Here is a 12857-nt window from a genome sequence, read left to right as displayed (position 1 = left end):
TACACGTCACAGTAAGGACAACGCACTATGGAAAACGTTCACGTCGAAGGCGAGTTTGGACGCAAGCCGACTGTCGCATTCACAGATGCACAGCCCTCCGATGAGCTGCTGATTGAAGTGCTGCGCGCGGGTGATGGCCAGGAAGTGGAGCCGGGCGACACGATTCAGTGCCATTACCTGGGCCAGGTGTGGAACGGACAGGTTTTTGACAACTCCTATGACCGAGGCCAGGCACTGAGCTTCCAGATCGGTGTGGGAATGGTGATCCGCGGATGGGATGATGGCTTGGTGGGGCAGCGTGTTGGCTCACGCGTCTTGCTGTCAATTCCGGCAGAATACGGGTACGGCGACCACGGGGTACCGCAGGCAGGTATCCAAGGTGGAGACACCCTGGTCTTCGTGACTGACATTCTGGGAGTGCACTAGCACCACCTTGAGGCATCATCGATACGTCTCAATTCACTGGGTCCTTGCGGACACATCCGCAAGGACCCTTTTGATTTAAAAGACTGAGACCTCGGCTGAGATCAGAGCGACCCGAGCAGCAGCGCCAGCTTCAGGAACGGGACTTCAGAACGGGGCACGCATAGCCCGTGCGTGAATGGCACTGATAACCATCGGGGTTCTTAAACAGGTAGCCCTGGTGGGAATCCTCTGCGAACCAGAACTGCCCGCCATCGGCCGCCGTCGCAATATGGGTGGTAATGGCTCCGAAGCCATGCTCACTGATTGTGTCGTGGTAGGCCTCGCGCGTGCGCACGGCAAGGTCGTACTGCTCATCAGTGGTCGTCCAGATCGCCGAATGGTACTGATGGCCAATATCGCCGCCTTGTCGATCGCCCTGCGTGGGATCGTGAATTTCAAAAAACGTGGCAATGATCTGGCCGGTGGAAATCTTCGACGTGTCATACACGACGCGCACAGTCTCGAGATGCCCGGTTCCGCCGGCACACACCTGCCTGTAAGTTGGATGATCAGCATGCCCGCCCATGAAGCCGACGGCAGTGGCCACAACCCCCGGTGTTTCCCAGAAAATCTTTTCGACTCCCCAGTAGCAGCCAGCAGCGAAATAGATCAGCTCCTGACCCTCTCCAGGTTCCATATCCAGCGGAGTTCCCAGGACAACGTGACGGTTCGGATCATCATGCACATTGATGGCGTTGTGGAACTCAAACATTGTGGCTCGCTTTCTCTTGGTGCCGATATTGTCTCATTGCCGTATGTAAATGCCCACCCGCTTCCCCTTAATTGCGCTAAGAGCATGAATGTCACGTAGACTATCGTGCGACATTTAACCTGTGCCTCAAGCTCTCCTCGCACACATCCCACGATGAGAACTGTCTCGAGCTGGCACGTGCCGCCTCAGATCAGAGACACCGTGCATTATTGACGAGGTCGGGCACGCTAGCCCGCGACGCGAACTGCGCCAGCCAGATGCAGGTTGACTGTTGACGCTCCACTGAAAGTGAGGATCACCATGGCGCAAAGCCACGACACGCCGTATGCCGAACGGCTGAATAACTGGATGGGCAAATGGCCACGACGCCGCTTCCATTCATCGTCTCGCGACCACGACGAAGTCGTGAGCTTCCACGAGCCTGCTGTCTCGCCTCGGTCTCGTGACGCAAGCGAGGGCGTGACATGGTCTGTGCGTGTGGCTGCAGCATGGTCGTGGCGCCTCCTAATCATTATCGCTGCCGTTGCCGTCGTGGCGTGGGGAGCGGTCCAACTGTCCCTGATTGTCTTTCCGGTTGCGATTGCCGTCCTTCTGACAGTCCTGCTGGAGCCGCTGGTGCGTTTCCTGCACGTCAAGGTTCGCCTTCCGCAGACAGCCGCAGCTGCCACCGGATTGGTCGTCGCCCTCCTCGTCGTCGTGACAATCATCGCTGGAGCCGCCGGACAACTCATCCGGCAGGTCCCGTCCCTAGTCTCCAAAGCCTCCCAAGGTCTCGATAAAGCGGTCGAATGGGTATCTAACGGCCCGTTCGGACTTGAGACGGCCACCATTGAACAGGGCATCGAGACAATCCGCACAGAAGTCACCCAGTTCTTGAGCGCACACTCCTCGGCCCTCGCAACAGGCGCACTGAGCCTGACGAGCTCTCTTGCGTCAGTTCTGACCGGATCCCTCATTATGTTGTTCTGCCTGTTCTTCTTCATGCGCGAAGGCAGGCGGATCTGGCTATGGGTGGTACGCCTGTTCCCGGCGCCAGCGCGCCGCCCGGTCCACGAATCAGCGATCCGCGGATGGGTCACCCTGTCGGCATACGTGCGCACGCAGATCAAGGTTGCCGCAATTGATGCAATCGGTATCGGTATCGGTGCGTGGGCACTGGGCGTGCCGATGGCGATCCCCATCACCGTGCTTGTCTTTTTCGGCTCGTTCATCCCGATCGTTGGCGCCCTGGTGTCTGGAACCATTGCCGTCCTCGTTGCATTGGTGGATCAGGGCGTGGCGCGCGCACTGTTCATGCTGCTGATCATCCTCGCCGTCCAGCAGATCGAAGGTAATATTCTGCAGCCCTGGCTCATGTCCTCTGCAGTATCCCTGCACCCAGTCGCCGTCCTGCTGGTTGTGGCAGGTGCCGGCGCGGTCGCCGGCATTCCCGGCGCTCTTTTCGGCGTGCCGATCGCAGCATTCCTGAACTCAACGTTCCTTTACCTGCACGGATATGACCCCATACCCGCCCTTCGCGATCAGGAGGACAGACCTGGAGGCCCGCCAGGAATGTTGGATGAGATGGTCGCGCAGTCCTATGCCTCTGATGATGACGAAGACGGTGACGGCATCAAGGACAACAAGAACGAAGCCGTCACGTCAGATTCAGACGAGGATACTTCCCATAGCGGCAGCCACGCTGACACTCATGATTCTCACGCTGACGATGATCGAGCGCAGGGTGACAGTAACGAAATTGCTGCAGCCCGGGGTGGATCATCCAGCGACGAGGGCGACCCAGCAGGCTCATCCTCCTCAACGCGGTGAGCTGACGCCTCGAGCAAGCGTTGATGCGCTCGGCGATCACGCTGAGCCGGCATCGACGCGGTGAGCCAAAACTCTAATTAAACGTTCACTCGCAGGCTGGCAGGTGCATGCGCGTGGGCCCTTCATATAGCAAACTCCCCGAAAGAGACGGTTGAACACAGTCAGCCGCTCTTTCGGGGAGCACCCGTCTGGAGAGTAATTATCCTTCTTGTCCGTAAGGCACACACTCGAGAATTTCAACCTCGATGGTCTTACCGTTGGGCGCCTCATAGGTCAGCTTGTCGCCAGGCTTATGTCCCATCACCGCTGCACCCAGCGGTGCGCGAGCGGAGAACACCTGGATACCCAGATCGCCGCCGGCATCGCGTGAGCCGAGCAGGAACTTCTGCTCACGGCCAGCCACCGTTGCAGTGACGACCATTCCAGGCTCCACCACGCCATCGTTGGCGGGAGTTTCTCCCACCTCCGCATGCTCGAGCATCTCCTGAAGTGCGAGGATTCGTGTCTCGTTCATGGACTGCTCATTTCGGGCAGCATGGTAGCCGCCGTTCTCCCTCAAATCGCCTTCCTGGCGAGCCGCATCGATCAGTTTGGCGATCTCCGGGCGACGCTGCTCGATTCTCTCAGTCAGCTCTGCCTTGAGGGCATCATATTGGGCTCGTGTCAGCCACTGAGTGTCCGCCATGGTTCCTTCCTTTCAATGAAAAAGTCCGGCACCGTGGTGTGGTGCCGGAGCGACAAAACGATGAACTGGGGTCAGTGTAACAATAAGAGCGACTAAAGCCATATTCAAAGCGGCGAAAGTCTCGTTTTCATCTCCGGACGAAACGGCGCATGGGTCACCCTCGTCAATGACGACAAAACAACCAACGCCGCTGGCGGCACACGCTTAAGCAGTCAGGACCGCGATGTACACGGCGACGCATTGACACGCCCACGCCAGGATCGTGAACGAGTGGAAGATCTCATGGAACCCAAACCACTTGGACGAGGGATTCGGCCATTTCGTCGCATAGACGAGGGCACCCAGTGTATACAGCAAACCACCTGCAATGACGAGCCACACGACGGCGGGGCCACCACCAGACCACAGAGCGGGCAGATACCATATGGCGGTCCAGCCCAACACAACGTACAGCAGCGTTGCCAGCCAGCGGGGCGCTGCCGGCCACAACAGGTTAATGAGAATGCCTGCGATGGCACCTGTCCACACGATCGAGAGCAGAACAACCTGATCATGCGGGGACAGGAGGGCGACAGCCAGCGGTGTGTAGGTGCCGGCGATCAGCAGGAAAATGTTTGAATGGTCGAGTCTGCGCCATAGCGTCTCCCATTTGGGAGCCCAGTAGAAACGGTGGTAAAGCGCCGAGATGCCGAACAGGATGAGCGATGCGGCAAGGTAGACAGCCGAGGCCCATGTAGTCGCTGTGGTAGGTGCCAGGCACACGAGAACGATCGAGGCGGCCAGTGACAGGGGAGTGGCGACCAGATGGAGCCATCCGCGAAAGTGCGGCTTGACGCTAATGAGCTGTTCTGGAACCCACTGGGTGGGGTGAATAGATGCAATCTTCATGTCTGACATCTCTCCTTACCGAACTCGCATTCTCGCAGGGACAGTGACGCGTTGGTGGAGGCCGCGGGGCGCCGCGGTGGCGCTGTGATGGGGCCGTGATGACCACCCCGCCCTCTACCACCCCGCCCTCTTCCCTACGATACCGTAAGTTAGGTAGCGGGACCGCCACAATCTCCACAGGCGAAATCCACGGGGCAATCCTTCGCCCTCTGAGTTCGAGGCGTGAGGTATACAGTTGGTGCAAGAACATATGGGAGGTCCCGATGGCGCAATGGAATTTGCTCTACGACCTGTATGAACGGCGAGTACGCTCTGAAATCGCTCATGGGTCGATTCCCCGTCACGTCGGGGTCATCTTGGATGGAAACCGCCGCTGGGCGCGTTCCATTGGAACCACAGCGTCTCACGGTCACCGCGCCGGTGCCGGGAAAATTGCAGAATTTTTGGAGTGGGCCGAAGAGGTCGGAGTTGAGATCGTCACGCTATGGATGCTCTCTACCGACAATCTGGAGCGCGATCAGCATGAGATCGACGAGCTTTTTGACATTATTGGACAGGCCGTGCGCGCCTTGGCCGCTCAGCGTCGCTGGAAAATCGGTGTTGTCGGTGATTTGTCACTGCTCAGCGAGGATCTTGCCGATGAGTTGCGCAGCGCCCAGGACGCGACGAAAGATATGGATGGCCTGAGCGTCAACATCGCGGTTGGCTACGGCGGGCGTCATGAGATTGCTGATGCGGTGCGCTCTTTGCTGCGAGATGCGGCTGCGCAGGGGCGCACGCTGGAAGAAGTTGCTGATTCGCTCACTGACGAGGACATCACGAATCATCTGTACACCAAAGGGCAGCCTGATCCGGACCTTGTGATTCGCACCTCGGGTGAGCAGCGGCTATCCGGCTTTATGATCTGGCAGAGTGTTCACACCGAGTTGTACTTCTGTGAGGCGTACTGGCCTGACTTCCGACGCGTCGATTTTCTGCGCGCGCTACGCTCCTATGCGCAACGTGAACGGCGTATGGGGCGCTGATTGCGCGCAGGCGAGCTAGTCGTTCAGCTCCGACTCGCTCAGCTCCGACAGCCACGGTGGGTTGGCGCCGGCACGCGAAACAGTGATATCTGAAATTCGTGAGGCTCGCGTCAAAATCTTCATTGCGGTCGCCTCGTCAAGGGTCCGCAACGCTTCGCGCGCGTTAGCCCCCACGAGGCCAAGACCCCACAGCGCGTCAATAATGCCGCCAGTGAACGAATCACCCGCGCCGACAGTATCAACCACTGGGATATCAGCAGGGGTGGCCGCGCACTGCATGCCACTCACTGAACGAGCCATGGCACCCTTGCTTCCGCGGGTGACGATGACAAGCGACGGGCCAAGTCCGAGCCAATCAGACACGACCTCGTCCAGTGGTGCATCATTTGTCAGCCATGCGATGTCTTCATCTGAGACCTTCACGATGTCAGCTGCACGCACGAAGTCGAGGATCGTGTCGATCGATTCTTCCGGTGAGCCCATAATGTCGGGGCGGATATTCGGGTCGTAGGTGACGATGGCCTGATCGTGTGCGCGGTGCAGCGCGTCAAGAATGGCGGGGCCACCTGGCCGAATAACAGCGGAAATCGACCCGGCATGCACGATGCGGGCATTGGGAGAAACAGGGATAGGCGTGCGCGGAGCCCACTCAATATCGAAGGTGTAGGTCGCGGCACCTCGCTCATTCAATGTGGCGGTCGCCGTCGTTGTGCGTGTTGCGCCGAAAGATTCCGGTGGAATATAGACGTGGGAGTCGCGGAAGTGTTCAGTCACTGTCCGCCCTCGTTCATCGCGGCCCAGCCACGTTTCCAGCACAATCGGACGACCCAGGCGACCCAGTGTCATCGCCGTGTTTGCGGGAGAGCCGCCGGGTGTCTCCACAACATCATCGGGGCGGTCGGGGCGGTGCAGAATATCCACGAGAGACTCGCCGATGGCGAGGATATGCGGGGCAGACAAGATATCCATTGAAACTTCCTGACTGGTGACGTACACGCTTCTGTGCGGGTGCGCCCGAACTGGTGGGGAAGAGCGCACGAGTGCGTTCTGTGCTTAGCCTATCGAATGTGGGTATGCAGCGGAAATTGGCAACGCCTGCAGACTCCATGGTCGAGGAGAACGGGGCGGAGTGCGGTCATGTGGCGCCAGGGGCTGTGTGCGCTCGGGCGGTGCTAGAGGCGACGTGACCGCGAGTGGTCGCCTACCTGAAAGCGCCGTCTGCTTGTTCAGATGAGCCGCTCGCATCGTCGTGTGGCTGGTCTGAGGCGTCTGCCTGTTCAAGGCGGGATTGAGCCTGGTCCAGGATCGTGCGGCAGCGCGTGGCGAGAGCTTCACCTCGCTCCCACAGCTGAAGGGTTGCTTCGAGGGGAGCCTTGCCTGATTCAAGAACACCGACGATCTCAACGAGTTCATCGCGTGCCTGCTCGTATCCCATAGTGGAAGCATCCGGCCGGTTCTCCACAGGTGAGGTGCCATTCTGGCTCATAGACTTTTCCTTCCCAGTTTTCTTGTGCGTGCCGAGTGGTCGCGTGCACGCGACCACTCGGCACAATGAACAAAGCTTTGCGCATTAATTGGCGAGGGGATCATCTTCTGATGCGGAGGTATCCGAGGTAGCAGGAGTGAAGCCGAACACTTGAGCGACCAGTCGGCCCGACGCTAAGACGCCCTCAAGTAAATCGCCTTTCGCTATCTGATCAGTGGAGCGAATCAGATCTCCACCCGGCGTGCGCAACAGGGCATACCCGCGATCCAACGTTGCCTGAGGGGACAGAGCCCTCAACGTGCCGATCGCTCGAGCCAACCCCGTCTGCTCGCGGGACAGCATTCGCGACAGCGCCACTGACAGACGGCCGCGCAAACCGTCCACAACCTGCACGTGGCGCTCGACAATCGCCCTTGGCTCGACCATCACTGGACGCGAGGTGACCAACGAGAGACGCTCGCGCTCCCTGCCTACCACGCGCGCAACCGCAGAACGCATGCGCGAGGCGGCCTGAGTCAGCCCAGCAGTCTCCTGCGCCAAATCCGGCACGACACGGCGGGCCGCATCCGTCGGCGTGGACGCACGAAAATCAGCAACCAGATCCAGCAGAGGAGCGTCGGCCTCGTGCCCAATGGCTGAAACAAGCGGTTTACGAATCGTTGCCGCAGTACGCACCATCGTCTCATCAGAAAACGGCAAAAGGTCCTCGACCGAGCCGCCACCACGGGCCACTACGATGACATCAACATGGCTCAGCCCGTCCAGCTCAGTCATCGCCGCGCACACCTCCCGCACCGCGTGCACGCCCTGAACAGCAACTTCACGAATCTCAAAGCGGATCGCAGGCCAGCGTGCGCTCGCGTTGACCACGACGTCATCTTTTGCCTTGGCGTTGCGGCCACACACCAAACCAATCACCTTCGGGGCGAACGGCAGCGGGACTTTGCGTTCGGGAGCAAACAGGCCCTCGGCCGAAAGCTTGCGGCGCAGCATCTCAATCTGCGCGAGCAAATCGCCCAGTCCCTGCAGATGGATCTCCTCAGCCCGCAGATTGAGCGTCCCGCGCTTCTCCCAAAACACAGGAGTCGCACGAATCACCACGCGCGCCCCTTCTTCAAAGCCCGGACCGGTGCGGTCCAGTACCGAAGGGAACGCGGTCACAGTCATGGATGTATCCGCTTGCACGTCACGCAGCACGAAAAACGCCATACGAGTGCCAGGTCGCGGCTTGTATTCGACGATCTGGCCTTCAACCCACAGTGTCGACATCTTTTCGACATAGGTCTTGATGTTCTCAGTAAGCAGTCGCAGAGGCCACGGGTTCTCCCTCGTCGTCATCGCTGCCTTGGGGGCGAGCGTGCGCGCACCGGGCTGGCCCGCGTTCATTGACGAGGGTGGCCGGCCGCTTCCGGGCTGGCGTCCATCTGGCATATGCGGAGGCTGTGAAAATGACACGATCCAAGGATGTCACATCACACGACGATGCGGACGGTGGAGCGCTGCCGTGACGTGGGATTCATTACGCTGAGGATGTCAATAGGTGTCATAGACGTTAGATTGGACGTATGAATCAGGACGCCGCTGCGCATCGCGCATCTCCCGTGTCGCTTCCGTCGCCCTCGTTCCCACGGCCGCCGCAAGATGATGGTGGGGCCGGATCAGGCCAGGACCAGACGCCTGAAGGCGGGCGCGTGCTCGTCGCTGCGCCGCGTGGGTACTGTGCGGGCGTGGACAGAGCGGTCGACGTCGTGGAGAAAGCGCTCGAACTGTACGGGCCGCCTATCTACGTGCGCAAAGAGATCGTTCACAATAAATACGTGGTGGAAACTCTGTCTGAGCGCGGCGCGATTTTCGTGCAGGAAGTCGACGAAGTTCCCGAGGGAGCTCGGGTCGTGTTTTCCGCGCACGGAGTGTCACCGCAGGTGGTGGCCGCAGCGCAGGAGCGTCACCTCGCCACTATCGATGCGACGTGCCCGCTCGTGACGAAAGTGCATCGCGAAGCGGTGCGTTTTGCGCGCGAAGACTATGACATTATCCTGGTGGGCCATCAGGGGCACGAGGAAGTCGAGGGGACGTTTGGTGAGGCTCCCGACCATATTCAGGTCGTTGGATCGCCTGACGAGGTTGACTCGGTGACGGTGCGTGACCCCTCGCGCGTGGTATGGATTTCGCAGACCACGCTCTCTGTTGACGAGACGCGGCAGACGGTTGACCGGCTGCGTGAACGATTCCCGGAGCTGACGGATCCTCCCAGTGACGATATTTGCTATGCGACGCAAAACCGGCAAGTTGCAGTGAAGTCGATTGCGCCTGACGTTGATGTCATGATCGTGGTGGGATCGGCGAATTCGTCGAATTCTGTGCGGCTGCTGGAAGTTGCGCTGGATGCCGGTGCCGGTTCAGCTCATCGTGTTGACCGAGCAAGTGAGCTGCGCGAAGAATGGTTTGAAGGTGCTCAGACGGTTGGTGTCACATCGGGTGCGTCCGTGCCGGAAGTGTTGGTGCGAGACGTCATCGCGTGGCTGAAAGAACGCGGCTTGACGCACGTTGAGCAAGTGCGCACCGAAACCGAGACGACAACGTTTGCATTGCCGCGTAATTTGCGTATGGAGCTCAAGAAGTCGGGGCTGATCGATGCGCGCCCGCACGCGCCGCGGCAGTCAGGTGCGAACCACACGCATTGACGGTGACGCCCGGTGCAACGAAGGCGCGAGACGCTGCTGACTCACCACAAGATATCTGCGCGAATTTTCTGGTGTGTGCCGAGTGGTCGCGTGCACGCGACCACTCGGCACACACATGAATGAGGCGCAGGACACGGCTTTCCGCATACGCGCACAGGAATGCCTACAATAGGGCACGTGTCTTTGACTATTGGAATTGCGGGACTGCCCAACGTCGGCAAGTCGACCCTCTTTAACGCCCTGACGCGCGCATCAGCGCTCGCAGCGAACTACCCCTTCGCCACGATCGAACCAAACGTGGGAGTGGTACCGCTGCCTGATCCTCGTCTGGACGTTCTAGCAAAAATGTTCAACTCAGAAAAGATCATTCACGCCACCGTCTCATTCGTTGATATTGCGGGCATCGTGCGTGGCGCCTCTGAAGGCGAAGGCCTGGGCAACCAGTTTCTTGCCAACATTCGCGAGGCAGACGCAATCTGCCAGGTCACACGCGCATTCGACGACCCCGACGTTGTCCACGTCGAAGGCAAAGTTGATCCGGCCAGTGACATTGAGACCATCTCAACAGAACTGATCCTTGCTGATATTCAGACCCTTGAAAAGCAAATCCCTCGCCTCGACAAAGAGGTCAAGGGTAAGAAAACAGATCCGGCAGTTCTGGCGACGGCGAAAGCCGCCCTCGAACTTCTTGAACAAGGCACCGTACTATCCGGGCCCGAGGGAGCAGCGCTCGACCAGGATGCCCTTAAATCGTTCCAGCTGATGACGGCGAAACCGTTTATCTATGTCTTCAATATGGATTCCGAGGGGATGGCAGATCGCGCCAAGCAGGATGAACTGCGCGCCCTCGTCGCACCCGCTGACGCCATTTTCCTGGACGCCCAATTCGAGTCCGAACTCATTGAACTTGACGAGGATGACGCCCGCGAAATGCTCGAAGAGTCAGGGCAAGCAGAATCTGGCTTGGATCAGCTGGCGCGCGTGGGATTTAGCACCCTCGGACTGCAAACATTCCTCACCGCTGGTGACAAGGAATCACGGGCATGGACGATTCACCAGGGAGATACCGCCCCCGAAGCTGCCGGCGTCATCCACACCGACTTCCAGAAAGGTTTCATTAAAGTCGAGGTCGTTAGCTACGACGAGCTGGTTGAACTGGGCTCGATGGCGGAGGCGCGCGCTCACGGGCGGGTGCGTATGGAAGGCAAAGACTACGTCATGCAGGACGGTGACGTGGTGGAGTTTCGTTTCAATGTAACCTGAGGCGCGCTAGTGTTAGCGGCATGACAACACGTGCTGCTATTTACCTCCGTATCTCGCTCGATGCTGCCATGGACGGCCTCGCCATCGACCGGCAGCGCCAGGACTGCGAAGCCCTTGCCGAGCAACGCGGCTGGGACGTCGTGCATACCTACGTCGATCAGTCGATCTCCGCGTCGAAGAAGGACGTGGACCGCCCCGACTACGACGCGATGGTGGCGTCCTTTGAGCGCGGCGAGATCGACGCGATCATTTGCTGGGACCTCGACCGCCTCACACGGCAGCCCTGGCAGCTCGAAGAGTGGATCGACAGGGCAGAGGAGCAGGGGCTGAAACTCGTCACTGCGAACGGTGATGCTGACCTTGCCACCGACGGCGGCAGAATGTACGCGCGCATCAAAGCAGCCGTGGCACGCGGCGAGATCGAGCGAAAGAGCATGCGCCAGTCTCGTGCGCAACAGCAACGCGCCGAGCAGGGCCGCTGGTACTCCGGCGGTGTGCGCCCTATCGGCTACACCTCCACCGGCGAGATCATTCCATCCGAAGCCGCCGCCGTGCTCGGTATGTTCCGCGCTGTCGAGAGGGGCAACTCCATGCGCGACATTGCGCGCGCCTTATCTGGGGTCGATCAACCGGGCTTGCCGGATATCCCGACCACGCCGCGCCATATGTACACCGTGGTCACAGAGCGCAACGCTCGACGCCGCGCTGAAGGCCAGGAAGAAAAGCCGGTTCCCGACGCGCAGCCGTGGGCCTACACGTCGTTGCACTCGATCCTGCGCAACCCCGTGTATGCGGGTTACTCCACTTATAAGAAGGCCAAGCGCAAAGGCGTGAAGAACAAATACCGCCGTGTCACGCATATCGTCCGCGACCCCGATACCGGCGAGCCGGTGAAAGGGCAGTGGGAGCCGATCGTCACACCCGATCTGTGGTGGCGCGTGCAGAACGTGCTCGATGATCCCGACCGGCTGACCAACAAGGAGCGGCGTAATACTCGCCGCCATCTTGGCTCGGGTCTGTATGTCTGCGACGAGTGTGGCAATCCCGTGCGCACGCATGCCGACCGCTACCGCTGCGCCGCCTGTGGCTTAGTGCGCACGCATAGCGTCGATGATTTTGTGCTCGCCGTGATCCGCGCCCGCCTTGGTCGTGACGACCTAGCAGACCTGTTGCCGACTGCGGATGACGACGAGGTCGACGCCATCGACGACGAACTCGCTGAGCTTCGCGCAAAGCTCGCCCGCGTCCAGGCTGACTACGACGAGGAGCTTATCGAGGCCCGTGACCTCAAGCGCGCGCGAAACCGTTATGAGCCGCAGATCGAGAAACTCGAAACGCGCCGTGCCCGCCTTGCTGGCGCATCGGCGCTGCTCGACACAACCGGCTACGCCTCGCCCGTGGATGCCTTCGACAACGCAGAGCTCGCCGTGCAGCGCCGTGTCATCAACACCTTGTGCCAGGTGCGCCTGCGCCGTGGTGTGCGTGGCAGCAAGACTTTTAACCCCGAATCAGTCCAGATCGTGTGGAACTAGGTTGCAGTGTGTGACACGTCAACAATCGCGCGCATGTGCTGTAGTGCGCAACGCCCCTACGAAGGAACGCCACAGGAGCCGGCAGTTCGGGGGAGATCTGCCTTCGTGTATCGGGGGTGACACTGCTCAACCGTGGCGTTCGGGGAAAGTATTACACGACTGTTTCCACCCCGCATGTCGAGCGCCGAAAGCAAGAACCCGGGTTGTACGGTAGCGGTAATTTGCGTTTTTGTTACACGCCGCGTTTCACGCAACGATCCCGGGCGGCTTCGCATCCTGCCATGTGTACATCGTTACATCTCAGGGGC

At 59.8% G+C, this 12857-nt stretch carries 12 protein-coding genes; 6 read left to right on the top strand and 6 right to left on the bottom strand.

Annotation, left to right across the window (positions count from 1 at the left end):
- Positions 1-27 precede the first annotated feature (27 nt).
- Positions 28-426 (top strand): FKBP-type peptidyl-prolyl cis-trans isomerase, encoded by a 399-nt coding sequence (locus BN3002_RS05860; protein WP_058237082.1) that lies wholly within the window; start codon positions 28-30, stop codon positions 424-426.
- A 130-nt stretch (positions 427-556) separates the two neighbouring features.
- On the opposite strand, the gene msrA is transcribed toward BN3002_RS05860, so the two are convergent.
- Positions 557-1177 (bottom strand): peptide-methionine (S)-S-oxide reductase MsrA, encoded by a 621-nt coding sequence (gene msrA, locus BN3002_RS05855; protein WP_058237081.1) that lies wholly within the window; start codon positions 1175-1177, stop codon positions 557-559.
- A 300-nt stretch (positions 1178-1477) separates the two neighbouring features.
- Here msrA and BN3002_RS05850 point away from each other — a divergent pair, with 300 nt between their 5' ends.
- Positions 1478-2986, top strand: coding sequence for an AI-2E family transporter (locus BN3002_RS05850; RefSeq protein WP_058237080.1), 1509 nt, complete (start codon positions 1478-1480; stop codon positions 2984-2986).
- A gap of 199 nt (positions 2987-3185) precedes the next feature.
- Here BN3002_RS05850 and greA read toward each other — a convergent pair whose 3' ends face one another.
- Both greA and trhA read right to left on the bottom strand, forming a co-directional pair.
- A complete protein-coding gene (gene greA, locus BN3002_RS05845; protein WP_058237079.1) occupies positions 3186-3671 on the bottom strand; it encodes a transcription elongation factor GreA in 486 nt (161 codons plus the stop codon).
- Positions 3672-3875: 204 nt separating this feature from the next.
- On the bottom strand, positions 3876-4559 hold the full coding sequence (trhA, locus tag BN3002_RS05840; RefSeq protein ID WP_058237842.1) for a PAQR family membrane homeostasis protein TrhA: 684 nt from the start codon (positions 4557-4559) through the stop codon (positions 3876-3878).
- 263 nt (positions 4560-4822) lie between these two features.
- On the opposite strand from trhA, the gene BN3002_RS05835 reads away from it, so the two are divergent.
- Positions 4823-5584, top strand: coding sequence for an isoprenyl transferase (locus BN3002_RS05835; protein WP_058237078.1), 762 nt, complete (start codon positions 4823-4825; stop codon positions 5582-5584).
- A 15-nt stretch (positions 5585-5599) separates the two neighbouring features.
- Here BN3002_RS05835 and BN3002_RS05830 read toward each other — a convergent pair whose 3' ends face one another.
- The 3 genes from BN3002_RS05830 to xseA form a co-directional block, all read right to left on the bottom strand.
- On the bottom strand, positions 5600-6553 hold the full coding sequence (locus BN3002_RS05830; protein WP_058237077.1) for a PfkB family carbohydrate kinase: 954 nt from the start codon (positions 6551-6553) through the stop codon (positions 5600-5602).
- 232 nt (positions 6554-6785) lie between these two features.
- Entirely contained in the window at positions 6786-7070 is a 285-nt protein-coding gene (locus tag BN3002_RS05825) for an exodeoxyribonuclease VII small subunit (protein WP_058237076.1), read from the bottom strand.
- Between the two features lie 84 nt (positions 7071-7154).
- Entirely contained in the window at positions 7155-8456 is a 1302-nt protein-coding gene (gene xseA, locus BN3002_RS05820; protein ID WP_058237075.1) for an exodeoxyribonuclease VII large subunit, read from the bottom strand.
- A gap of 179 nt (positions 8457-8635) precedes the next feature.
- On the opposite strand from xseA, the gene BN3002_RS05815 reads away from it, so the two are divergent.
- The 3 genes from BN3002_RS05815 (at position 8636) to BN3002_RS05805 (ending at position 12549) form a co-directional block, all read left to right on the top strand.
- Positions 8636-9754: a 4-hydroxy-3-methylbut-2-enyl diphosphate reductase gene (locus BN3002_RS05815; RefSeq protein WP_082628558.1), complete on the top strand. Its 1119-nt coding sequence runs from the start codon at positions 8636-8638 to the stop codon at positions 9752-9754.
- Positions 9755-9931: 177 nt separating this feature from the next.
- Complete coding sequence (gene ychF, locus BN3002_RS05810) at positions 9932-11017, top strand: redox-regulated ATPase YchF (protein WP_058237074.1); 1086 nt, start codon at positions 9932-9934, stop codon at positions 11015-11017.
- Between the two features lie 20 nt (positions 11018-11037).
- A complete protein-coding gene (locus BN3002_RS05805) occupies positions 11038-12549 on the top strand; it encodes a recombinase family protein (RefSeq protein ID WP_058237073.1) in 1512 nt (503 codons plus the stop codon).
- The last annotated feature ends 308 nt before the right edge of the window (positions 12550-12857 follow it).

Origin of the sequence: Actinomyces ihuae (assembly GCF_001457875.1) — a bacterium.
In the GTDB taxonomy this organism is placed as follows: Bacteria; Actinomycetota; Actinomycetes; order Actinomycetales; family Actinomycetaceae; genus Pauljensenia; species Pauljensenia radingae_A.
The sequence above is the reverse complement of the archived record's forward strand: the minus strand, read 5'-3'. Positions and strand labels throughout refer to the sequence as shown.

Bases quoted from the DNA above. Each gene is read 5' to 3' on its own strand.
- BN3002_RS05860 (WP_058237082.1), top strand. From the start codon at position 28: ATGGAAAACGTTCACGTCGAAGGCGAGTTTGGACGCAAGCCGACTGTC.
- msrA (WP_058237081.1), bottom strand. From the start codon at position 1,177: ATGTTTGAGTTCCACAACGCCATCAATGTGCATGATGATCCGAACCGT.
- BN3002_RS05850 (WP_058237080.1), top strand. From the start codon at position 1,478: ATGGCGCAAAGCCACGACACGCCGTATGCCGAACGGCTGAATAACTGG.
- greA (WP_058237079.1), bottom strand. From the start codon at position 3,671: ATGGCGGACACTCAGTGGCTGACACGAGCCCAATATGATGCCCTCAAG.
- trhA (WP_058237842.1), bottom strand. From the start codon at position 4,559: ATGAAGATTGCATCTATTCACCCCACCCAGTGGGTTCCAGAACAGCTC.
- BN3002_RS05835 (WP_058237078.1), top strand. From the start codon at position 4,823: ATGGCGCAATGGAATTTGCTCTACGACCTGTATGAACGGCGAGTACGC.
- BN3002_RS05830 (WP_058237077.1), bottom strand. From the start codon at position 6,553: ATGGATATCTTGTCTGCCCCGCATATCCTCGCCATCGGCGAGTCTCTC.
- BN3002_RS05825 (WP_058237076.1), bottom strand. From the start codon at position 7,070: ATGAGCCAGAATGGCACCTCACCTGTGGAGAACCGGCCGGATGCTTCC.
- xseA (WP_058237075.1), bottom strand. From the start codon at position 8,456: ATGAACGCGGGCCAGCCCGGTGCGCGCACGCTCGCCCCCAAGGCAGCG.
- BN3002_RS05815 (WP_082628558.1), top strand. From the start codon at position 8,636: ATGAATCAGGACGCCGCTGCGCATCGCGCATCTCCCGTGTCGCTTCCG.
- BN3002_RS05805 (WP_058237073.1), top strand. From the start codon at position 11,038: ATGACAACACGTGCTGCTATTTACCTCCGTATCTCGCTCGATGCTGCC.